This is a genomic window from Rhodopseudomonas sp. BR0G17 (assembly GCF_010907025.1).
Lineage (GTDB): Bacteria > Pseudomonadota > Alphaproteobacteria > Rhizobiales > Xanthobacteraceae > Rhodopseudomonas > Rhodopseudomonas palustris_H.
The window spans coordinates 1-21,711 of the sequence record NZ_QUML01000014.1 but is presented as its reverse complement, the minus strand read 5'-3'; the positions used below and the strand labels follow the sequence as shown (position 1 = coordinate 21,711).

Annotated in this window: 25 protein-coding genes; 14 read left to right on the top strand and 11 right to left on the bottom strand. The window is 65.6% G+C overall.

Translation table 11 applies throughout. The features are described from left to right. The gene (gene ubiT / locus DY467_RS12980) at positions 1 to 546 is read right to left on the bottom strand and encodes a ubiquinone anaerobic biosynthesis accessory factor UbiT (protein WP_107343086.1); all 546 of its coding nucleotides are present in this window, start codon (positions 544 to 546) and stop codon (positions 1 to 3) included. A 115-nt stretch (positions 547 to 661) separates the two neighbouring features. Between ubiT and DY467_RS12975 the strand changes: the two genes are divergently transcribed. Together DY467_RS12975 and DY467_RS12970 are read left to right on the top strand one after the other, a co-directional pair. Next, on the top strand, positions 662 to 2,200 hold the full coding sequence (locus DY467_RS12975) for a UbiD family decarboxylase (protein WP_164636507.1): 1,539 nt from the start codon (positions 662 to 664) through the stop codon (positions 2,198 to 2,200). Beyond that, positions 2,197 to 2,799 carry a UbiX family flavin prenyltransferase gene (locus DY467_RS12970; protein WP_107343084.1) on the top strand — a complete coding sequence of 201 codons (603 nt, stop codon included), beginning with the start codon at positions 2,197 to 2,199 and terminating at the stop codon, positions 2,797 to 2,799. The genes DY467_RS12975 and DY467_RS12970 overlap by 4 nt, the downstream gene beginning before the upstream one ends. A 66-nt stretch (positions 2,800 to 2,865) precedes the next feature. Here the strand turns inward: DY467_RS12970 and DY467_RS12965 are convergent, their stop codons facing one another. Beyond that, on the bottom strand, positions 2,866 to 3,444 hold the full coding sequence (locus DY467_RS12965; protein WP_164636505.1) for a hypothetical protein: 579 nt from the start codon (positions 3,442 to 3,444) through the stop codon (positions 2,866 to 2,868). A 78-nt stretch (positions 3,445 to 3,522) separates the two neighbouring features. Between DY467_RS12965 and DY467_RS12960 the strand changes: the two genes are divergently transcribed. Further along, entirely contained in the window at positions 3,523 to 4,098 is a 576-nt protein-coding gene (locus tag DY467_RS12960; RefSeq protein WP_164636502.1) for a DUF2975 domain-containing protein, read from the top strand. Positions 4,099 to 4,101: 3 nt separating this feature from the next. Next, positions 4,102 to 4,311, top strand: coding sequence for a helix-turn-helix domain-containing protein (locus DY467_RS12955; RefSeq protein ID WP_164572682.1), 210 nt, complete (start codon positions 4,102 to 4,104; stop codon positions 4,309 to 4,311). 97 nt (positions 4,312 to 4,408) lie between these two features. On the opposite strand, the gene DY467_RS12950 is transcribed toward DY467_RS12955, so the two are convergent. The 4 genes from DY467_RS12950 to DY467_RS12935 form a co-directional block, all read right to left on the bottom strand. Then, positions 4,409 to 4,603, bottom strand: coding sequence for a hypothetical protein (locus DY467_RS12950; RefSeq protein ID WP_107343081.1), 195 nt, complete (start codon positions 4,601 to 4,603; stop codon positions 4,409 to 4,411). Between the two features lie 87 nt (positions 4,604 to 4,690). Then, entirely contained in the window at positions 4,691 to 4,858 is a 168-nt protein-coding gene (locus DY467_RS12945) for a hypothetical protein (protein ID WP_205502341.1), read from the bottom strand. Between the two features lie 310 nt (positions 4,859 to 5,168). Further along, entirely contained in the window at positions 5,169 to 6,194 is a 1,026-nt protein-coding gene (locus tag DY467_RS12940; RefSeq protein WP_164636500.1) for an SAM-dependent methyltransferase, read from the bottom strand. Further along, the gene (locus tag DY467_RS12935) at positions 6,191 to 7,018 is read right to left on the bottom strand and encodes a DUF1295 domain-containing protein (RefSeq protein ID WP_502706445.1); all 828 of its coding nucleotides are present in this window, start codon (positions 7,016 to 7,018) and stop codon (positions 6,191 to 6,193) included. The genes DY467_RS12940 and DY467_RS12935 overlap by 4 nt, the downstream gene beginning before the upstream one ends. Positions 7,019 to 7,199: 181 nt before the next feature. Between DY467_RS12935 and DY467_RS12930 the strand changes: the two genes are divergently transcribed. The 5 genes from DY467_RS12930 (at position 7,200) to DY467_RS12910 (ending at position 10,397) form a co-directional block, all read left to right on the top strand. Further along, entirely contained in the window at positions 7,200 to 8,219 is a 1,020-nt protein-coding gene (locus DY467_RS12930) for a flagellar motor protein MotA (protein WP_164636498.1), read from the top strand. After that, on the top strand, positions 8,219 to 9,244 hold the full coding sequence (locus DY467_RS12925; RefSeq protein ID WP_164636496.1) for a peptidoglycan -binding protein: 1,026 nt from the start codon (positions 8,219 to 8,221) through the stop codon (positions 9,242 to 9,244). Before DY467_RS12930 ends, DY467_RS12925 begins: the two co-directional genes overlap by 1 nt. Positions 9,245 to 9,392: 148 nt before the next feature. Further along, on the top strand, positions 9,393 to 9,842 hold the full coding sequence (locus DY467_RS12920) for a GNAT family N-acetyltransferase (RefSeq protein ID WP_164636494.1): 450 nt from the start codon (positions 9,393 to 9,395) through the stop codon (positions 9,840 to 9,842). 37 nt (positions 9,843 to 9,879) lie between these two features. Then, the gene (locus tag DY467_RS12915; protein WP_164636492.1) at positions 9,880 to 10,107 is read left to right on the top strand and encodes a hypothetical protein; all 228 of its coding nucleotides are present in this window, start codon (positions 9,880 to 9,882) and stop codon (positions 10,105 to 10,107) included. Next, positions 10,086 to 10,397 (top strand): type II toxin-antitoxin system RelE/ParE family toxin, encoded by a 312-nt coding sequence (locus DY467_RS12910; RefSeq protein ID WP_349627635.1) that lies wholly within the window; start codon positions 10,086 to 10,088, stop codon positions 10,395 to 10,397. The genes DY467_RS12915 and DY467_RS12910 overlap by 22 nt, the downstream gene beginning before the upstream one ends. 7 nt (positions 10,398 to 10,404) lie before the next feature. Here DY467_RS12910 and DY467_RS12905 read toward each other — a convergent pair whose 3' ends face one another. Then, positions 10,405 to 12,309: an ABC transporter transmembrane domain-containing protein gene (locus DY467_RS12905; protein WP_107343076.1), complete on the bottom strand. Its 1,905-nt coding sequence runs from the start codon at positions 12,307 to 12,309 to the stop codon at positions 10,405 to 10,407. Between the two features lie 197 nt (positions 12,310 to 12,506). On the opposite strand from DY467_RS12905, the gene rpmE reads away from it, so the two are divergent. Beyond that, positions 12,507 to 12,734 (top strand): 50S ribosomal protein L31, encoded by a 228-nt coding sequence (rpmE, locus tag DY467_RS12900; protein ID WP_011156453.1) that lies wholly within the window; start codon positions 12,507 to 12,509, stop codon positions 12,732 to 12,734. A 205-nt stretch (positions 12,735 to 12,939) separates the two neighbouring features. Here rpmE and rcdA read toward each other — a convergent pair whose 3' ends face one another. Both rcdA and DY467_RS12890 read right to left on the bottom strand, forming a co-directional pair. Next, the gene (rcdA, locus tag DY467_RS12895; RefSeq protein ID WP_107343075.1) at positions 12,940 to 13,449 is read right to left on the bottom strand and encodes a protease adaptor protein RcdA; all 510 of its coding nucleotides are present in this window, start codon (positions 13,447 to 13,449) and stop codon (positions 12,940 to 12,942) included. Between the two features lie 420 nt (positions 13,450 to 13,869). Beyond that, on the bottom strand, positions 13,870 to 14,061 hold the full coding sequence (locus DY467_RS12890) for a DUF1192 domain-containing protein (RefSeq protein WP_107343074.1): 192 nt from the start codon (positions 14,059 to 14,061) through the stop codon (positions 13,870 to 13,872). A 112-nt stretch (positions 14,062 to 14,173) separates the two neighbouring features. Here DY467_RS12890 and DY467_RS12885 point away from each other — a divergent pair, with 112 nt between their 5' ends. Together DY467_RS12885 and DY467_RS12880 are read left to right on the top strand one after the other, a co-directional pair. Beyond that, positions 14,174 to 15,172, top strand: a complete 999-nt coding sequence (locus DY467_RS12885; RefSeq protein WP_164636488.1) for an NAD(P)H-quinone oxidoreductase — start codon at positions 14,174 to 14,176, stop codon at positions 15,170 to 15,172. A gap of 122 nt (positions 15,173 to 15,294) precedes the next feature. Then, complete coding sequence (locus DY467_RS12880; RefSeq protein WP_107354345.1) at positions 15,295 to 18,174, top strand: EAL domain-containing protein; 2,880 nt, start codon at positions 15,295 to 15,297, stop codon at positions 18,172 to 18,174. A gap of 202 nt (positions 18,175 to 18,376) precedes the next feature. Here the strand turns inward: DY467_RS12880 and DY467_RS12875 are convergent, their stop codons facing one another. Next, entirely contained in the window at positions 18,377 to 19,030 is a 654-nt protein-coding gene (locus DY467_RS12875; protein WP_164636486.1) for a YqgE/AlgH family protein, read from the bottom strand. Positions 19,031 to 19,164: 134 nt separating this feature from the next. On the opposite strand from DY467_RS12875, the gene DY467_RS12870 reads away from it, so the two are divergent. Then, positions 19,165 to 19,998, top strand: a complete 834-nt coding sequence (locus DY467_RS12870) for a protein-disulfide reductase DsbD domain-containing protein (protein ID WP_164636484.1) — start codon at positions 19,165 to 19,167, stop codon at positions 19,996 to 19,998. A gap of 14 nt (positions 19,999 to 20,012) precedes the next feature. Here DY467_RS12870 and DY467_RS12865 read toward each other — a convergent pair whose 3' ends face one another. After that, positions 20,013 to 20,945: a LysR family transcriptional regulator gene (locus DY467_RS12865; RefSeq protein WP_164636482.1), complete on the bottom strand. Its 933-nt coding sequence runs from the start codon at positions 20,943 to 20,945 to the stop codon at positions 20,013 to 20,015. Between the two features lie 133 nt (positions 20,946 to 21,078). Between DY467_RS12865 and DY467_RS12860 the strand changes: the two genes are divergently transcribed. Then, positions 21,079 to 21,711 (top strand): pirin family protein (locus DY467_RS12860; protein ID WP_164636481.1); only part of this gene is annotated, 633 nt, incomplete at its 3' end.

The window sequence follows — 21,711 nt, the reverse complement described above, 5'->3', positions numbered from 1 at the left end:
CTAACCTCCGCCTCCGACACCCAGCTCTTCGCGATAGCCGGGCTGCGCGCCGACCAGGCTGCGCAAGATCCGTTCGATCGGCGCCGCCAGCGGGCCGAACCACGCCACCGACTCTTTCAGGAAGTCGACGCGGGAATCGTCGATCGCATTGCGCAGCGCGACCACCGCTTCCATGTCGCCGTCGATTTCGATGTCGCGCGAGAAGAACAGCGCGTCGCCGTCATAGGAGCCGTCGGTCATGCCGATCAGCGCCGACAGCGGACCCGCGATCCGCGCGTGGATGTTGGTGGGCAGCTTACGCACCACCGTGACCCGCGGACTCATCCGACGCGGCTCGAGCACGAACGCAATCGGCAGGTCGGTCGGCGCGAGGCCGTAACGCTTGCCGGTGTGCGGACCGAGGCGATCGAAGATCCGGGGATGGCGCGCGCGAATTTCGCGCAAGCAAATTCCGAGCAGCACCTGCAGTGGCAACAGCGGCAACACCCGCGTCGCGAGGGCAAGCGGCACGGGCATCCTGGAGACGGACGAATTGGATACCGACATGGGCCACCTTATCGTGAACAGTCCGCGTAGCCCGGCCCCGACGGTACTTCTTTGCGCCTGATCAAAGACAGCGTCGATGGCAAGTGCTGACCAGTGTTGTCCGCAGGGAGACATCATGCTGAGCCGCGTCAAACCGCCCTTCCCTGATCTGCGTGCATTTATTGGCTATCTCGAGTCACGCGGACAATTGCACCGCATCCGCAAGCCGGTGTCGGTGGTCCACGACCTCACCGAAATCCATCGCCGCGTGTTGCATGCCGGTGGCCCAGCACTCCTGATCGAAAACCCGATCAAAGCCGACGGCAGGCCGTCGGAGATGCCGATCCTGGTCAATCTGTTCGGCACGGTCGAACGGGTGGCCTGGGGCCTCGGCATCCTACCGGAAAACCTGTCGCGGCTCGGCGAGGCGCTCGCCGAAATGCGCGAGCCGGCGCCGCCGCAGAGCCTGACCGACGCTTTGAGCAAACTGCCAATGGCCAAGGCCGCACTGGCGATGCGGCCGAAGATGGCGAAATCGGCGCCGGTGCAGGAAGTGGTGCTGACCGGCGATGCGGTCGACCTCGGCCGGCTGCCGGTGCAGATCCCCTGGCCCGGAGAGCCGGCGCCGCTGATCACCTGGGGCCTCGTCTTCACCAAGCCCCCGCCCGGCGCGCACGGCACCGACAATGTCGGCGTTTATCGGATGCAGGTGCTGGGCAAGGATCGTCTCATCATGCGCTGGCTGGCGCATCGTGGCGGCGCCAAGCACCACCACCAGTGGAAAGCCGACAAGCGCGAGATGCCGGTGGCGATCGTGATCGGCGCCGATCCGGCGATGATTCTCTCCGCGGTGCTGCCGCTGCCTGAGACGGTTTCCGAGATCAAATTCGCCGGCCTGCTTGGCGGCGAGCGGCCGAGCCTGACGCCGTGCCAGACCATTCCGATCAGCGTGCCGGCCGATGCCGAGATCGTACTCGAAGGCTTCGTGTCGCCGACCGAGACCGCGCCGGAGGGGCCGTATGGCGACCACACCGGCTATTACAATGCGGTCGAAGAATTCCCGGTGATGCGGATCACCGCCATCACCATGCGCCGGCATCCGATTTATCTGTCGACCTACACGGGCCGGCCGCCGGACGAACCGTCGCGGCTCGGCGAAGCGTTCAACGACGTGTTTCTCCCGGTCGCGCGCCGTCAATTCCCCGAGATCGTCGACCTGTGGCTGCCGCCGGAGGCGTGCTCCTATCGGATCGCGGTCGCCTCGATCAAGAAGCGCTATCCTGGCCAGGCGCGCCGGCTGATGATGGGGCTGTGGTCGATGCTGCCGCAGTTCAGCTACACCAAGCTCCTCATCATCGTCGACGACGACGTCGACGTCCGCGACTGGGCCGACGTGATGTGGGCGGTGTCGACACGCTGCGACACCTCGCGCGACATGGTGTCGATCAGCGACACCCCGATCGATTATCTCGACTTCGCCTCGCCGAAATCCGGACTCGGCGGTAAGCTCGGCATCGACGCCACCAACAAGATCGGCACCGAAACCGAGCGCGAGTGGGGCAAGGTGCTGGAGATGGACAAAGACGTGATCGCGCGGGTCGATGCGATGTGGACGAGCCTCGGGCTGTCGCCGGAACATCAGCCGGCGGCCGGACAACGCCGACTGATCCGATGAGCACGCAGCACCGCATCGTGGTCGGCATCAGCGGCGCCTCGGGCGCCGCGGTGGGGCTGCGGGTGGTCGAACTGCTGGCCTCGGTCGATTGCGAAGTGCATCTGGTGGTGTCGAAAGCCGCAAGGCGGACCATCGCCTACGAGGTCGGACCGAACGCACTCGATCACGCCGCCGACCTGGTGCATCGCTTTCACAAGATCGACGACGTCGGCGCCTGTATCGCCTCGGGCTCGTTCCGCACCTCCGGTATGATCGTGGCGCCGTGTTCGATCCGCACCCTGTCGGCAATCGCCCACGGCGATCTCGACAATCTATTGGTGCGCTCCGCCGACGTGCAGCTCAAGGAGCGGCGCCGGCTGGTGCTGATGCTGCGCGAGACGCCGCTGCATCTCGGCCATATCCGCAGCATGGCGCAGGCGACCGAGATCGGCGCGATCGTGGCGCCGCTGTCGCCGGCGTTCTATCAACGGCCGCGCTCGATCTCGGAAATGGTCGACCACATGGCGCTGCGCGCGATCGGCTTGCTCGGCCTGAACGATCTGGAATTGTCGGCTCCCGAATGGTCCGACGACACCCCGCCGACCTGTCCAAAGCCCTGAGCCGCTCCTTCGCTGCTCGGCCTGCTCCTTCTCCCCCGCGCGGGGAGAAGTGAAGAACTGCCCCCTTTAGTTACACAGCGGAATGCGCTCGGGCACGGCCTCTTTCGGCACGTCCTTGCGCAGGTCGACGTCGCGCGTCAGCGGGAAGAAGTCGCCGGTGCGCTCGGTCTTCAGATAGGTCGTGACCAGAGTCTTGGCCGGCAGCGTGCCGGTACGGCAGGCTTCGGCGCCGACCCCGATCGTCAGCGAGCCGCGCTCGCCCTTTGCCTTGTGAGCCGCCATTTGGTCGCGGACCGCGAGCAGCCGCGGCACATCCTCGGGTGCGATCCGGAAGGCGTAGATCATGGTGTCGTTCGTCACTTCGTCCTTCAGCGACAACAGTTCGCCGGGATCATCGAGATCGGCCAGCACAAACGCCTGCTCGCGTTTATCCGCGCCCACCGCCACGGTGACGCGCAGAGTAACCCGGCGCGGCCGCAGCCCTTGCGGCAACCGCACTGCAATGCGCAGCGCCGCCGGATCGGTTGCTGCCAGATCGGTACGCACCAGCTTGACCATCGAGGTGATCGGAACGGAGCTGCAGGCAGTCAGGGCACCGAGCGCCATGGCGGCGGCAGCAAATCTGAACGAGGCGGGGAAGCGCATGACGCTCATCCTATCTTGACGATGATAAATTATCGTTTTACGATAATTTCATCTCGAAATAGATGATGGAACCCTTCAATGCAAGCACGACTATCCGGCACCTCGATCGGACTGACCGGTCCGGCGGCCACCAAGCTGGTGCGGCTGTCGCGCGCGATGGAATGGATGAGCACGATCGGGATCGTGCTGATCGTGGGGCTGATCGGCGCCGCCTTCTTGGTCCCGAGCTGGACCCGCAATCTGCTGCTGACCAAGCTCGGCGAGATCGGCACACGGCTGCCGCTCGACGCCGGCAATCAGGCGTTGGCGGCGGTGATTATCAGCGTGCCGGTTGCCGTGATGCTGTGGGGGCTGGTCAATGTGCGGGCGCTGTTCGCCGAGTTCGCGCGCGGCCAGGTCTTCACCACCACAGCAGCCACCCACCTGCAGCGCTTCGGCATCGCCGTGCTGGCGCAGGGTCTGCTTGGCCCCGTCACCGCGACCGCTTTGGCGCTCGCGCTGTCGCTCAGCAATCCCCCCGGTCAACGTCTGCTGGTGCTGACATTCTCCAGCAACGACTATGTTTCGGTGATCGTCGGCGGCGTCCTGGTGGCGGTCGCGGCGGTGATGCGCGAAGCGGCGCGGCTGGCGGACGAGAATGCGAGCTTCGTTTAGGCGATGGCGATCGTGGTCAATCTCGACGTGATGCTGGCGCGGCGCAAGATGCGCTCGAAGGAGCTAGCCGAGCAGATCGGCATCACCGAGCAGAACGTCTCGCTGCTGAAATCCGGCAAGGTGAAGGGCATTCGGTTCGAGACGCTGTCACGGATTTGCGCGGTGCTGGAGTGTCAACCCGGCGACATTCTCGAATACGTCGACGACAAGTAGCACCGAACAAGAAAAGGCCGGCAGCTGCGAGGCGCAGGTGCCGGCCTTCAAATTTTCAAGTTGGCGCCGCGATCGGCGCGGGCGGATCGACGTCCGATCAGGCCGTCGCGGGCCGCGAGGCGTGTTCGTGCGGCCGCCAGTCTTCCGCCGCTTCGTCCCAGTAATGGGCGTCGTCGAAGCGCTTCCAGTGCGCGTTCTGCGCCACGACCTCACGGCCGCCGATGATCAAGGCCACCAGACCGATCAGGCCGACCAGCCCGTAGATCGCTGCGATCAATGCAACAATGGTCAAGGCTCTTTCCTCACTGTTTGCGATGAGCACCCTGGAAGCTCGACGGCGGGTGCGCCCGTCTTGAACTCGTAGCTTAGTTCACCGAACTCAGTTCGCCCACGCGAACCAGCCGAAGCGCCGCTCGGGTGCCTGCTTGGCGGTCACCACCGGAGCCGGGGGCTGCGGTTGCGCACGCTGAGTTGCCTTACGCCACAGATCGTCGACGACGAGATACGCAATCAACGCAGGGCCGACGGCGCACGTCAGGAACAACACGAGCGATCCGACAGAATCTAGAAACACGTCACACCTCCTGCTTTCGTCGAAGGCAAAACTAGGGAAAGTACCGCTGCCCGCATTGCGCCGGATCAATTTTGCCGACCCGGTTCAGGAACCAAGAAGTGATTAGTTCCATGTAGTTAGCTGTTTATTAAGCGGGATTTTTGGGCCCAGAACCGCTTGAAAACACTACTGCTCACTGTGTTGTGAATTGGCCGCGAGAGCGGCGCCACAACGAGCGCGCGCATCGTTGAGCTTTGCAGCACACGCAGAGCGACAACACGTCGCGCCCCCCGTGCGCGAGCACTCAGGCCGGCTTCAGGCGGTAATGACTCACGCCCCATTCGTCGCCGTCGGAGTAGCCGAACAGGCCGGAGGTTGCGAGGAAGAACCAGCGCCAGCGACGCATCCACAACGCGGTGTCGTCACCATAGACCGGGCGCAGGATGGTTTCGATCTCGTCGCGGTGACGATCGAAATTGACCAGCCAGTCTTCGGCCGTGCGCTGGTAATGACGACCGCTCCAGCGCCACTGCTCATCGATTTCGAACAGATCGGCGTATTGCCGGATCAGCCGGTGGCTCGGCATCACACCGCCGGTGAAGAAATGCTGCGCGATCCAGTCGGCAGGGTCGGTGCGGTCGAACAAGTAAGTGCCGCGGCGGTGACTGAAGACGTGCATGAAGAACAACCCGCCCGGCTTCAGCCAGCCGCGGATCCAAGTCATCAGCTTGCGCCAGTTCATCATGTGCTCGAACATCTCGACTGAGACCACGCGGTCGAATTTATCGTGTGGTTCGAACGCATTCATGTCGCAGGTGACGACGCGCAGGTTCATCAGCCGCCGCGCGGCGGCCTGAGCCTCGATGTACTGCCGCTGCGACGCCGAGTTCGACACCGACAGGATCCGCGCATAGGGAAACCGCTCGGCCATCGCCAGCGACAGCGAGCCCCAGCCGCAGCCGAGTTCGAGGATCGCCTGGCCGTCGCGCAGGTCGGCGTGCTCTATCGTCAGCCGCAGCGCCTCCGCTTCCGCCTGCGCGAGCGTAGTCTCGGCATCGCGATAGAAGCAGGACGAGTATTTGCGGTGCGGCCCGAGCACCTTGCCGAAGAACGCCGCCGGGACCTCGTAGTGCTGTGCGTTCGCCGCGTCGGGATGCTCGGCGACCTCGCGAGCCGCCATCGCGTGGGCGAATGCCGCATCGCTGGTCTCATTGCCGAGCGCCATCTTGGCGGCGGTGCGGGCGCATAGCATACGGATGCCGGCGCGGATCACCGCATCCGGCAGCGGCACCCGCTCGGCAATGTCGATCAGCGAGGCGAGCCCGCTCATGGCGTGGCGGAGCGCCGGGGTGGCAGCGGGAAGAACATCGAGGTCCTGGCCTGGTAATCGCGATAGCGGTCACCGCGCGATTTCAGCATCTGCTCCTCGAGCGGCGGAATGCCGGTGACGTACACCAGGATCCAGTACATGAACAGCGGCGCTGCCACCGCCGCATAGCCCCAGAGGTAAGACAGTGGCTCGGCGAACGGGATCGCGATCACCGGATAGGCCAGCCAGCCGAACCACTGGAAGAAGTAGTTCGGATGCCGCGACCACCGCCACAGCCCGGCGTCGCACACCTTGCCCTTGTTGGCGGGATCTTCACGGAACGCCTTGAGTTGGGAGTCGGCCAGCCCTTCGCCGGCGATGCCGACGATCAGGATCAGTACGCCGAGATAGTCCTGCAGCCGCAAACTTCCGGCCGGCGCATGCGCCGCGACAAAGATCGCAAACACCAGCGGAACGGTGGCGTAGGCCTGGTTCTGCAGAAAGAAGAACATCTTCTTCGGCGCATCGGCGCCCCACTCCGCCGCGTAGGCGGCGTAGCGCGGATCGTCGGAAATGTGCTGGGTGCGGGCGGCGATATGCGAGCCGAGCCGCAGCGACCACGCCGCGACCAGCACCGCCACCAGCCATTGCCGCGCATCCGGCGCCGCGCCATCGATAGGCCACAGCGACGACACCGCGCCGGTCAGCCCGAGCGAAAACGTCCAGATAGTATCGACCCAGCCCGAGTTGCCGGTCCGCTGCTGCACCACCCAGGCGCCTGCCATCAGCGCTGCAAGCGCCACCGCGATTCCCGCCAGCGCTCCGAGATACACACCCGTCATCATCCACCCGTCGTTCGACTGCCATGCTGAGACGGCAGATACGTTCTGCGCCACGTCGGAGTTTCGATTCGAGTTCCCCCCGCGACGCGGTGGCGGATAACCGCCGCAACGGCTTTCTTCCGCGCCGTGCTGTGCCATATTGGGTGAAACAGCCGCTTCCGGCAAACCGGAGACCAAACCGACGATGGCTTCAGGCCCTTCCCCGCGCCACGCGATGGAGATCGAACTCGACAAGCTGTCGTCGCCGCGAATCTTCCTGGTGCGGATGCTGGTGTTCCTGGTGCTGTGCGCGCTGATCGTGGTGGTGCTGTACAAGCAGGTGCTGGCCGCGTTCATGGCCAATCCGGGCCTCAACGGCCTGATCGGCGCGGTGCTGGCGATCGGCATCGTGCTGGCCTTCCGCCAGGTGATCCGGCTGTATCCCGAGGTCGCCTGGGTCAATAACTTCCGCATCAACGATCCGGGGCTGGCGCTCGACCGGCGGCCGAGCCTGCTGGCGCCGATGGCGGCGATCCTCGGCGGCGAGCGCTCCGGGCGGATCGCGATCTCGCCGCAGACAATGCGGCACCTGCTCGACTCGATCGCCACAAGGCTCGACGAAGCACGCGACATCTCGCGCTACATGACCGGCCTCTTGGTCTTCCTCGGCCTGCTCGGCACGTTCTGGGGCCTGATCGAGACCGTCGGATCGATCGGCGCGGTGATCGGCAGCCTGAAGGTGACCGGCGACGCCGGCTCGCTGTTCGACACCCTGAAGGAAGGCCTCGCCGCCCCGCTCGGCGGCATGGGGATTTCTTTCTCGTCGTCGCTGTTCGGTCTCGCCGGCTCGCTGATCCTCGGCTTCCTCGATCTGCAGTCCAGCCAGGCACAGAACCGGTTCTACACCGACCTCGAAGACTGGCTGGCCTCGACGGTGCGCAGCTCGGCCGGCGACGGCGCGCTTGCCGGCAGCGCCGATCTGCAGGCCGCGCTGGAGCGGCTGCGGCTAACGCTGGAGGACGGCGGCGCCAACCGCGCTACCACCGCCGCGATGGCCAACCTCGCCAACGCAATCCAAAGCCTGGTCGCGCACATGCGCAACGAGCAGCAGATGATCCGCGAATGGGCCGACGCCCAGGGCGAGCAGAACCGCGAGATCAAGGAGCTGTTGTCTGCCCTGGTGCAGCGGCCGGAGAAGAGCCTGCGCGAGCCGGAGAAGAGCTGATGGCGCTGGCCCGCGGCCGCCGGCAGGAATCCGGTTTCAATTACTGGCCCGGCTTCGTCGATGCGCTGTCGACGCTGATCCTCGGCATCGTGTTCCTGCTCACCGTATTCCTGGTGGTGCAGTTCTTCCTGTCGCAGGAGGTCACCGGCAAGGACAAGGCACTGGCCGAGCTGAACGCCAAGATCGCCCAACTCAACGACATCCTGTCGCTGGAAAAGCTCGGCAAGCTCAATCTGGAGGAGCAGCTCGCGCAGATGCGCGCCGGGCTGTCGGCGGCCGAGAGCGAGCGCGACCGGGTCAAGGGCCTGTATGACGGCCTCGCCGGCGCCGGCAACGACGCTGCCGGCCGCGCCACCGAACTCAACAAGGCGCTGGATTCGGAAAAGCAGATCTCGGCCCGCGCGCTGGCGCAGGTCGAGGTGCTGAACCAGCAGATCGCGGCGCTGCGCCGCCAGCTCGCCGCGCTCGAAGAAGCGCTCGACGCATCCGAAAAGCGCGGCAAGGAATCCCAGAACAAGATCGCCGATCTCGGCCAGCGGCTGAACGTCGCGCTGGCGCAGCGGGTGCAGGAGCTGTCGCGCTACCGCTCGGAGTTCTTCGGCCGCCTGCGCGCCATCCTGGGCGAGCGGCCCGACATCCGCATCGTCGGCGACCGTTTCGTCTTTCAGTCCGAAGTATTCTTCGATACCGGCCAGGCGCTGCTGCTGCCGGAAGGCCGCGCCGAGCTCGACAAGGTCGCCGAGGCGCTGAAGGAGCTCGACAAGAAGATCCCGGCCGAGCTGCCCTGGGTGGTGCGGGTCGACGGCCACACCGACAAGCGGCCGATCACTGGCGCCTTCAAGTCGAACTGGGAGCTGTCGAGCGCCCGCGCCATCTCGGTGGTGCAATACCTGATGTCGCTCGGCGTCCCGGCGCAGCGCCTGGTCGCCGCCGGCTTCGCCGAATTCCAACCGCTCGACACCGCTGACACCGACGATGCCTATAAGCGCAACCGCCGAATCGAACTGAAGCTGACGGAGCGGTGAGGTTGTTGTTGTCGTGGGTCCCTCGTTGGTCATTCCGGGGCGCCGCGAAGCGGCGAACCCGGAATCTCGATCGGTGCGCGTGTCAGATTCCGGGTTCGCGCGCAGCTGCGCTGCGCCCGCCCCGGGATGACGGCTCATGGTACGTGCGATGACATCACCGACCTTCACCCTCCGCCCCTATACCGAAGCCGACGAAGCCCCCGCGATCGCGCTATGGCTGCGGACCTGGCAACTCGCTTACCCGGCGATCGACTTCACCAAGCGGGTCGACTGGTGGCGCGAGCGCTGGCGCACCGAGCTGGTGCCGCAAGCCGCCATCATCGTTGCCGAACAGGGCACCGCGCTGATCGGCTTCGTCACGATCGACGCGGCCGGTTATCTCGACCAGCTGGTGGTCGAACCCGAACACTGGGGCTGGGGTGTCGCCGAAGCACTGGTCGACGAGGCCAAGCGCCGCTCGCCGACCGGGGTCACCCTCAAGGTCAATGCCGACAACTACCGCGCCATCAAGTTCTATCGCCGCAACGGCTTCGCGGTGACCAGCGAGGAGCTCAACAGCTCCGGCCGGCCGGTGCTGAACATGCTGTGGCGACCCTGAGCTTCCGCAAGCCGCCGGAAATTGCTAGTCTCATGCGATGACCAAGCTGCTCGATCAAGCGCTGGAAGTGGCCCGCAGTCTTCCTGCCGAACTGCAGGACGATATTGCGCGGGTGGTACTGCAGCTCACCGGCGATGACGACGTCGTCATCGGTTTGTCGGACGATGAGCGGGCGGCCATCGAACGCTCGAAAGACGCGGCCAAGCGCGGAGCCTTCGCATCCGACGAGGATGTCCGCGCGCTGTGGGCCAAGTACGACCTGTGAAGGTCCGCTTCACTGAGCCGGCCCTCGCCGATCTCAGTGCCGTCCTTGCTTATATTGCCGAATACTCGCCGCAAGGCGCAAAGCGTGTCCAAGCGCGGATTCGAACCGCAATCGAACTCCTTCGAACGCATCCGAGAGTCGGGACGCGAACAAGCGATGCCACGGTCCGACGTTTGGTCACGACGCCCTATCCGTATCTGATCTTCTACGAGGTCGGCACCGAGGAGATCGTCATCCATGCCGTCCGCCATGCGGCGCGAGATCCGAATCTACCGGACCGATCGAAGTAGAGGCGACCTACGCCGCCTCGAACTGCAGCTTGGCGAGACGGGCGTAGAGGCCGCCGCGGGCGACGAGCTGGGCGTGGGTGCCCTGCTCGACGATGCGGCCGTGCTCCATCACCACGATGCGGTCGCACGACAGCACGGTGGCGAGGCGATGGGCGATCACCAGCGTGGTGCGGTCGCGCATCAGCTGCTGCAGCGCGGTCTGCACCAGCACTTCGCTTTCGGCGTCGAGTGACGAGGTCGCCTCGTCGAGCAACAGCAGCGGTGCGTCGCGCAGGATCGCGCGGGCGATGGCGATGCGCTGGCGCTGGCCGCCGGACAGCGTCACGCCGCGTTCGCCGAGCCGGGTGTCGAAGCCCTCCGGCAGGCGCGAGATGAATTCGGTGGCATGGGCCTGCTGCGCGGCGCGCTCGACGTCGAGCTCGCTGGCGTCGTCGCGGCCGAACCGGATGTTGTCGCGCGCGGTCGCGGCGAACACCACCGAGTCCTGCGGCACCAGCGCAATCCGCTCGCGCACCGCCTGCGGATCGGCGGCGTTGATAGCGACGCCGTCGAGCGAGACCGTGCCGGAGGTCGGATCGTAGAACCGCAGCAACAGGTGAAACAGCGTGCTCTTGCCGGCGCCGGAGGGGCCGACGATCGCAACCTTCTCGCCCGCACGAATGCTCAGCGACAGGCCGTCGAGCGCCAGGAAGTCCGGCCGGGTCGGATAGGAGAAGCTGACATTGTCGAACACCACGTCGCCGCGCACCGGCATCGGCAGCGCCTTCGGCTGCGCCGGGGCCGCGATCTCCGGCTTCACCCGCAGGATTTCGAACAGCCGTTCGGCTGCACCGGAGGCCGCCGAAACTTCGCCCCAGACTTCGCTGAGCTGGCCGAGGCTGGAAGCTGCGAACACCGCGTACAGGATGAACTGACCGAGCCGGCCCGGCGACATGGCGCCGATGGCAACGTCGTGGGAGCCGACCCACAGGATCGCCACCACGCTGGCGAACACGATGAAAATGATGATCGCGGTGAGCAGCGCCCGCGCCCCTGTCGAGCTGCGCGCCGCCTCGTAGGACTCTTCGACCGCGCCGCCGAACCGGGCATTGGCGACGCGTTCGTTGGTGTAGGCCTGCACGGTGCGGATCGCGCCGACCAGTTCGGCCGCATAGGCCGAAGCGTCGGCCAGCGTGTCCTGCGCGTTGCGCGACAGCCGCCGCACCCAGCGCCCGAACGCCACCAGCGGAATCACGATCAGCGGAATCGCCGCCAGCACGAAGCCGGACAGCCGCGGGCTCGAGATCACCATCATCGAGATCGCGCCGACGAACAGCAGCATGTTACGCAGCGCAATCGACACCGAGGCGCCGACGGCGGATTTGATCTGGGTGGTGTCGGCGGTCAGCCGCGAGATCAGCTCGCCGCTGCGGGCGGAATCGAAGAACGCCGGCGACAGCGCGGTGAGATGCCGGAACACGTCGCGCCGGACGTCGGCGACGATCCGCTCGCCGATCGTCATCACCAGGTAATACCGGGCCGCACTGGCGGCCGCGAGCACCACCACGACACCGAGCATGACGCTGAAATAGCCGTTGATCAGCTCGACACCTTCGGCGCTGAAGCCGAAATCGATCAGCCGACGCACCGCAACGGGAACCACCAGGGTCGTGGCAGCCGCAACGATCAGGGCGATCAGCGCCAGCGTGGCGCGGCCGCGGTAGCGGGCCACATACGGCATCAGCGAGAGCAGCGGCTTCAGCCGGCTGCGCTTGACGACGGCCGCGACCTCCTCGACCTGGCTCGGATCGGCATCGGCCCGCAGGGTGCCGGTGCGCGGCCCGACATTCTCGGTCGCCGCGATCGCGTCCAGCGACAAACTGATCGCCGACGCGTCGGAGTTGGAGCTCTGCGGTTTATTCGGTGCCGTCATTCGGAACTGCCAAATCGATGAAAACGCTTTAGCCGGCACCACATAGGCCGCAATGCCCGCGGCTGGCAAATCCGGGACAACCCGGTCACCGGATCGTGTGCTGTGCCTTGTGCATGCGGCGCGCCTGGGATATAGAGCCCGGCAAATTCGCCCGAAATCATCGCGATGCAGGCGCCGGCGAGCGCAAGGGATCACCCATGAAGACCGAAATTCACCCGGACTATCATACCATTACCGTCGTCATGACCGACGGGACCGAGTACCAGACGCGGTCGACCTGGGGCAAAGAGGGCGACAAGCTGAACCTCGACATCGACCCGAAGTCGCATCCGGCGTGGACCGGCGGCACCCAGCAGGTGCTGGACCGCGGCGGCCGCGTGTCGCGCTTCCAGAAGAAGTTCTCGGGCTTCCTCAAGAAGGATTGAGCCGGCGCCGGCTTTTCGCCGGCTGCTCGCCGCTTCTTTGAGACCCAACGACAAACGCCCCGCTCGCGCGGGGCGTTTTGCGTTGGCGGATCAAATCGCTGCGGGCCTTGGGTCGCTGGGGATAACCTGCCGGTCCCCCAAAAATGCCAATGGCCGGGACGAGCCCGGCCACAGCGACTTTAGATCTGATCGACGGCGAGAGACGTCAATTCTCGAATGCGGCCTTGAGCATATTGAGCTGCGGCACCAGCGGGTTGCCGAGCGCCGGCGGCTCCGGCGGCGTGTGCATGGTGGAGTCGAGCCGGCGGATACGGCTTTGCAGGCTCATCGACCGCGCGATCAGCGACTGCAGCTGTTCCGGCAAGCGCTCCAGCACATCGGGCGCGCCCGGATCGGCGGCCGACAGCTTGACCTTGGTCTTTTCGCGGTTGGCCTGGATCAGCGTCATCTCGCCTTCCTTCACGGCGCGGTGCAGCAGCAGCCAGGAGGCGAGCTGCATCAGCCGGGTGGTCAGGCGCATGCTCTCGGTGGCGTAAGTCAGGCTCACGGCGCGGTCGAGCAGCTTGGCCTCCGCGCGGCCGGAGCCGTCGAGATAGGCGGCGGTCTCTTCGACCAAATCCATGCCCTCCCGAAATAGAGCCGTGAACGCTGCCGAACTGGTCAGCCGTTCGCTGAGCACCACCAAGGCGGATTCGCCCTGCGCGACATCAGACATGGTCAACGCCTCACACTACCGAATACTTGTACCGGCTCGCGAAGCTGCGCACCGGCTTATGATGAACAAATCATTACGCCGCCCATGCGTGGAGTCCAGCGGACCCGCGCGCAAAGGTTAACGCAGCTTCAGAGACAGCATTGTGGCGGTCAATGACCAAAGCGTGACGCCGGCACTGCGGACGATACCGAGGCCAAAAAAGAGCCGCCGTTTCCGGCGGCTTTTAAGTTGATAACAGGGAGGCGTCAAAACAGAGTGGACAGGAGCCACTCGGTCCAAAGATGGACATCCACAGTAATAGGCGGGAAAGCTTAATCGCGCGTAAATGAGCGAATTTGTTTACGGTCGATTTGCCATACCGCGGCCGCTAGCAAATGTCCCAGCATGAGACAGCGGCGCGCCCTGCTATCAACTTTTCGTTCAAGATTTGAAGATGCGATCCGCTGCTTCGCGGGTGGCGCGCTTCATCGTCAGCGCAGTTTCGAGCCGGGCGATCTCGGCTTGCAGCAGAGCGATCCGCCCGCTGAGTTCTTCGACCGACAGCAGCGACAAATCCTGACCGATGTCGTGGCTGATCTTGGTCCTCGGCTTGTCATCTTCTTCAAGCGCCATGTCGTCCTCGCCCGTTCGTGATCCACTGCGGTTGCCAGCCGCCCTCCGGCTGTCTAATCACAACCTACTCCGCCAGATGACACCCACCCGCCTCGCCAGCCAAGGAAAAATCATGGAACCGATCCCTTCGCAAATGACCGTGGTTGGGATCAGCAAACCGGGCGGCCCCGAAGTTCTGCTGCCCGAGACGCGCGACGTGCCGAAGCCCGGCCCCGGGGAAATCCTGGTCAAAGTTGCGGCCGCCGGCGTCAACCGTCCCGATGTGGCACAGCGCTCCGGCAGCTACCCGCCGCCGCCCGGCGCCAGCGACCTGCCGGGCCTGGAAATCGCCGGCGAAGTGGTGGGGCTCGGCGATGGCGCCTCCCGGCACAAGCTCGGCGACAAAGTGATGTCCCTGGTAGCTGGTGGCGGCTACGCGGAATATTGCATCGCCCAGGACGCGCAGGCGATGAAGGTGCCGGCCGCCTATTCGATGATCGAAGCCGGCGCCACGCCGGAGACGTTGATGACGGTTTGGCACAACGTGTTCGAGCGCGGCGGCCTGCAGCCCGGCGAAACGTTGCTGGTGCACGGCGGCTCGTCCGGCATTGGTACGATGGCGATCCAGCTCGCGGTCGCGCTCGGATCGAAAGTGATCACCACCGTCGGCTCGCAGGACAAAGCCGACGCCTGCCTCAAGCTCGGTGCCAGCCGCGCCATCAACTACAAGACCGAGGACTTCGTCGCGGCGGTGAAGGAAGCCACCGGCGGCAAGGGCGTCGAAGTGATCCTCGACATGGTCGGCGGCGATTACATCGAGCGCAACTACGACGCCGCCGCGATGGACGGCCGCATCGTGCAGATCGCGTTCCTCGGCGGTGCCAAGGCCAACGTCAACTTCGTCAAGCTGATGACCAAGCGGCTGCACCACACCGGCTCGACGCTGCGGCCGCGCTCCAACGCCGACAAGGCCGCGATGGTCGCGGCGATCGAAGCCAAGGTGCTGCCTCTGCTCGAGCAGGGCCGGATCAAGCCGTTGATCGACGGCACCTTCGCGCTGCGGGACGCCGCCGATGCTCACCGGCGGATGGAAACCAGCCAACATATTGGCAAAATTGTGTTGACTGTGTGAGTGGGGCTACCCCGGGGGCCGGCGAGAGACTCTATGTTTTCACTCGCTTTCATGGCATCTATCCGGGGCTCGTGGCGCGCGGGGCCGCGCCATTTGGACTGGTGTGAACGCGGAGAACCGACTTGCGTCTGATCAGATGCCTCGCGCTGCTGGCGCTGGGCGTGATGATGGTTGCGGCTGTCCCGCAGGCACACGCCCTCGATGCCGTCAGCGTCCGCAGCGACGCGCCGGCGATCGACCTCACCGGTGTGCTGGAGCATCTGCACAGCGATAATGATCGCGTTCAGATTTCCACCGCGCCCGGCAATGACGGCATCGTCCGCCGCGTCGAGGTGCGCGCCCGCGAGGGCGGCCAGAACTGGGTGGTGTTCGCGCTCGCCAACAACTCCGACGACCAGCTCGATCGTTTGATCGTCGCGCCGCACTATCGGATGGTCGGCTCGGGGCTGCTGTGGCCCGACCTCGGCATGTCGCGCATCGCCACCATCACGCCGTCGACCGGCGACCGCCCCGAGCGGCAGGACAGCGCGACCGCCGATATCTTCCGCGTCACGCTCGATCCCGGCTCGGTGATCACCTTCGTGGCCGAGCTGCGCACCGACAAGCTGCCGCAGCTCTATCTGTGGGAGCCGGAAGCCTACAAAGACAAGGTCAACTCGTTCACGCTGTACCAAGGCATCGTGATCGGCATCTCCGGCCTGCTGGCGCTGGTGCTGACCATCCTGTTCGTCGTCAAAGGCAGCATCATGTTTCCGGCCGCGGCGGCGCTGGCCTGGGCGGTGCTGGTCTATATCGGCATTGATTTCGGCTTCTGGGGCAAGGTGCTCGACATGTCGTCGGGCGCCGAGCGGGTGTGGCGCGCTTCGGGCGAAGCGATCCTCGCGGCAACGCTGCTCGTCTTCCTGTTCGCCTATCTCAATCTCAGTCGCTGGCACGTCCGCTATTCGCACATCACGCTGGGATGGCTCGCCTTCCTCGGCTCGCTGGTGGCGCTGGCGCTGTTTGATCCAGCGGTCGCGTCCGGCATCGCACGCATCTCGCTGGTGCTGATCGCCTTCGCGGGCTTCGCGCTGATCGTTTATCTGTCGACCCACGGCTTCGACCGCGCGGTGCTGCTGATCCCGACCTGGTTTCTGCTGGTGGTGTGGGTGGTGGCTTCCGGCATGGCGGTGGCCGGCACCGTCACCAACGATATCGTCGGCCCGGCGCTGCTCGGCGGCCTGGTGCTGATCGTGATGCTGATTGGCTTCACCGTGATGCAGCACGCGTTCTCGGGCGGTGGCGCCACCGGCGGGGTGATCTCCGACGTCGAGCGCCGCGCACTGGCGCTGATCGGCTCCGGCGACCTGATCTGGGACTGGGACGTCTCGGCCGACAAGGTGTTCACCAGCCCCGAAACCGAAGCGCTGCTCGGCCTGAAGCGCGGCGCGCTGGAAGGCTCCGCCGCAAGCTGGCTCGAAGTGCTGCATCCGCTCGACCAGGACCGTTTCCGCGCCGCGCTCGACAGCGTGCTCGACCAGCGCCGTGGCCGACTGACCCAGGACTTCCGGCTGCGCACTCCGGACGGCCACTTCATGTGGTTCTCGCTGAAGGCGCGCCCGGTGGTCGGCACCGACGGTGAAGTCACCCGCGTGGTCGGCACCCTGACCGACGTCACCGAGATCAAGATCGCCGAAGAGCGGATGCTGCACGACAGCGTGCACGACAATCTCACCGGCCTGCCCAACCGCAAGCTGTTCATCGACCGCCTCGGTGCGGTGGCGAACTTCGCCAAGACCATGCCGGCGTTGCGGCCGACCCTGATGGTGATCGACCTCGACCGCTTCAAGCAGGTCAACGACTCGGTCGGCATCGCGGTCGGCGACTCTATCCTGCTGACGCTGGCGCGGCGGCTGAGCCGCATCCTCAAGCCGCAGGATACGCTGGCACGGATCGCTGGCGATCAGTTCGGGCTGATCCTGCTGTCCGAGCAGGACCCGGCCAAGATCACCGCCTTCGCCGAGACCATCCGCAAGACCATCAAGGCGCCGATCGCGTTCAACGATCGCGAGATCTTCCTCACTGCCTCGATTGGCCTCGCGCTCTCCGACCCGCAGACCCAGCTCTCCGACGAAATCATCAAGGACGCCGAGCTGGCGATGTATCACTCCAAGCGGATCGGCGGCGATCGCATCGACGTCTACAAGCCGGCGATGCGGGCGCGGAAGTCGGACCGGCTGACGCTGGAATCCGAACTGCGCCGGGCGATCGAGCGCAAGGAAATCACCATCCTGTACCAGCCGATCGTGCGGCTCGAGGATCGATCGATCGCCGGTTTCGAGGCGCTGGCGCGCTGGGATCATCCCAAGCTCGGCCGGATGTCGCCGAGCGAGTTCATCTCGATCGCCGAAGAGATCGGGCTGATCGTCGAGCTCGGCACCTTCGTGCTCGACCAGACCGCCAAGCAGCTCTCGATCTGGCAGCGCGCGATGCGCGCCCGCGAGCCGATCTTCGCCTCGGTCAATGTGTCGTCGCGGCAGCTGCTGCGCCACGATCTGCTGCACGACATCCGCACCGTGACGTCGCGCTCGTCGGTGGCACGCGGCACGCTGAAGCTCGAACTCACCGAATCTCTGGTGATGGAGAATCCGGAGCACGCAGCCCAAATGCTGCAGCGGATCCGCGAGCTCGGCATCGGGCTGTCGCTCGACGATTTCGGCACCGGACATTCGTCGCTGAGCTACCTGCAGCGCTTCCCGTTCGACACCATCAAGATCGATCAGTCGTTCGTCCGCACCACCAGCCGCGGCACCCGCCCGGTGATCCTGAAGTCGATCATTGCGCTGGCGCACGACCTCGGCATGGACGTGGTGGCGGAAGGCGCCGAAACGGATTCGGATGCGGTCGAGCTGTATCAGCTCGGCTGCGAATACGCCCAGGGCTTCGCCTTCGGCGAACCGATGGATGCCGACGCGGCGATGAAGCTGCTGACCGAAGAGCAGCGCCTGGAAGCGGCGAGCTGAGAGATCAAGCCTGCAGCCGCTTGTGCAGCAGCGCCACTCCCCAATAATCCGTCATCCCCCGCGCATGCGGGGGATCCAGTACTGCTGTGCGTTCGTAATTTACAACAGATGCCCTTGAATACTGGGTCGCCCGCCTTCGCGGGCGATGACGTTTGTGCGTGGGGCGGCCTTGCGCACGACCCGACGTGCCGACGGCTGGGGCCTAAGCGTGCCCTGCCTCGGCGGACAGCATCCCCGGCTCGATGCCGAGCTTGTGCAGGGCGCGGTCGTATTTGTCTTCGATGTCGTCGCCGAAGATCAGGTCGGCATCGGCGTCGCAATGCAGCCAGCCGTTTTCCTGGATTTCGTTCTCGAGCTGGCCGGGCGCCCAGCCGGCATAGCCGAGCGCCAGGATGGCGTGCTTCGGCCCGGTGCCGCCGGCGATCGCCTTGAGGATGTCCACGGTGGCGGTCAGACAAATGCCGTCATCGATCGGCAATGTGGCGTCCTTGATAAAGAAGTCGCTCGAATGCAGCACGAATCCGCGGCCGGTCTCGACCGGTCCGCCCCTCAGCACCTTCATGGACTCGGCGTGATCAGGAAGCTTGATCTGCTCGGGCTTCTCGACGATGTCGAGCTGCACCAGCAATTCGGGGAAATCGATGCTGCCCGCGGGGCGATTGACGATGATCCCCATGGCGCCTTCCGATGAATGCGCGCAAATGTAGATCACCGAGCGCGCAAAGCGCTCGTCTTCCATCACCGGCATCGCGATCAGGAGCTGGCCGTCGAGATAGCTCGGCCCATCGCCGCGCGCCTTGGTGGCGGCGGGCTTCTTGGCTGCGCCGGACTTCGGCCTTTTGGATGCAGTCTCCATCAGGGGATCCTCGCGTTGCACCATCATCCTGATATCGGGTGCCGATCCTGTCAATCAATCTCGGGACGCCGAATAGTCGCGGTTTCACCGCCATTTCAGTGGCCCCAGCCTCGCGCAAACTCTAGATACGCCAGATGACCGCAATCGTTCCGTCTCGTGCCGTTCTGTTCGCCGCCGCCGTGCTCGCGGCCTCCGCCTGCGGCGCCCGCGCCGACGACGTGTCGCCATGGGTTACCGAGCAACATTCCGCCGTCCGGCTACTGGCCGGCTCGCGCAGCGGCGGCGTGCTGCTGGGTGGGATTGCCTTCCAGTTGCAGCCTGGCTGGAAAACCTACTGGCGCACGCCGGGCGATTCCGGCGTGCCGCCGCGGTTCGACTTCTCCAAATCGGAGAACGTCGAGGCGGTGACGATCCTGTGGCCGGCACCGCAAGCGTTTCCCGATGGCGCCGGTGGCACCTCGCTCGGCTACAAGGAGCAGGTCGTACTGCCGCTGCGCATCGTGACCAAACATGCCGACAAGCCGGTGACACTGCGTCTCACTGTTGACTACGCGGTGTGTGAGAAGCTGTGCATTCCGGTGGTGGCGAGCCCTGAGCTGGAATTTGCCAGTGTCGCCTCGACCCAGGACGGTGCGCTCGCCGCGGCACTCGACACCGTGCCGGTGCCGGCCAGCGTCGGCGACAGCAATCCGGTGACGATCCGCGACGTCGTCCGCAAGGGCGACAAGGACGTCGAAGTCGATGTCGTCGCGCCCACCGGCGCCAAGGTCAGCCTGTTCGTCGAAGGCCCGACGGCCGAATGGGCGCTGCCGGTGCCGAAGGAAATCAAGGGCGCGCCGGCCGGCCTGCGGCGCTTCAGCTTCGCGCTCGATGGATTGCCGTCGGGCGCCCAGGCCGCCGGCGCCGCGCTGAAGTTCACCCTGGTCGGCCCCGACAAGGCCTACGAGTTCAACGTCACGCTCGAATAACGCGGACGCGCGGATCAGCGCGCGCTCCGCCGCTTGCGGCCGAGACGGCCGAGACGGCCGAGCTGATCGGCGAGGAATTCCGACAGCACCTCGACCCGCGCCGGCCGCGGCCCGCCGGGCGGCGTCACCAGATGCACCGCGCTCTCGCGCTGATGCCAGCCATCCAAGATCACTTCGACTTCGCCGGCCGCGATCGCATCACCGACGATGAACTCCGGCAGATCGGCGATGCCGAGCCCGGCGATCACCGACGGCAGCAGCGCCTCGCCGTTGTTGACCCGCAGCGGCCCGCCCGGCCGCACCGCGACCTGATCGCCGGCGTCGTTGGTGTAGTGCCAGGTGTTGGGCGTCGACAGATAGGCGTAGCCGAGGCAGCGGTGCTGGGCGAGATGCATCGGATGCGTCGGCCGGCCGTGCGCCTGCAGATAGGATTTCGACGCCACCGTGTAGCGCGGCATCGCGCACAGCCGCCGCGCCACCAGCGAGGAATCCGGCAGCGTGGCGATGCGGACCCCGGCATCGAAACCGTCGCCGATCAGATCGACCATCGCGTCGGACAGATGCAGATCGATCGAGACGTCCGGATAGGCGGCGAAGAACTCGGGCAGCAGCGGAGCGATCACCTTGACGCCGAACGTCATCGGCACCGCCAGCCGCACCAGGCCACGCGGTGCCGCGGATTGCGCCAGCGCTTCGGCCTCGGCGGCCTCCCCGTCGGCAAGCAGCTGGGCGGCACGCTCGGCGAGCCGGTGGCCGGCATCGGTCAACGCCAGCCGCCGTGAGGTGCGGTTGAACAGCCGCGCGCCGAGCCGAGCCTCCAGCCGGGTCACCGCCTTGGAGACCGTCGCCTTCGACAGCCCGAACTCGGCCGCCACCGCCGCGAACGAGCGCAGCTCGACCACCTTGGCGAAGATTGCCAGTGCTTCGAAGTCCGGAAGCTTGCTCATGGTACCGCCACGGTTCATTTTCAGAAACAATGAGTTTCGATCATTTCTATTTATGAAACGATTGGGCATCCTTATTCAAGAGCCAACGCAAGTCACTGGCGCCAACCCCGGCGCCCGACATGAGGAGGCTTCAATGATTGAACTCCGTCCCTTCGACCGTCTCGGCGGCGCCGACCATGGCTGGCTCAAGGCCAAGCACCACTTCTCGTTCGCCAGCTACTACGACCCCAACAACATGGGCCACGGCGCCTTGCGGGTCTGGAACGACGACGAGATCGCCCCGGATACCGGCTTTCCGCCGCATCCGCATCGCGACATGGAGATCATCACCTATGTGCGCGACGGCGCAATCACCCACCAGGACTCGCTCGGCAACAAGGGCCGCACCCAAGCCGGCGACGTTCAGGTGATGAGCGCGGGTTCGGGCGTCCGGCACTCCGAGTACAACCTCGAGCCGGAGACAACCCGGATCTTCCAGATATGGATCGAGCCGACGCAAGGCGGCGGCCAACCGACCTGGGGCTCCAAGCCGTTCCCGAAGGCCGACCGCTCCGGCAAGCTCGTCACCATCGCGTCGGGCTTTGCGACCGACACCGACGCGCTGCCGATCCGCGCCGACGCCCGAGTGCTGGCGACGACGCTGAAGGCCGGCGAGACCGCGACCTACGACGCCGAGAAAGCGCGGCATCTCTACCTGGTGCCGGCCGCCGGCAGCGTCGAAGTCAACGGCGTCCGCGTCAACGCCCGCGACGGCGCCGCGATCCAC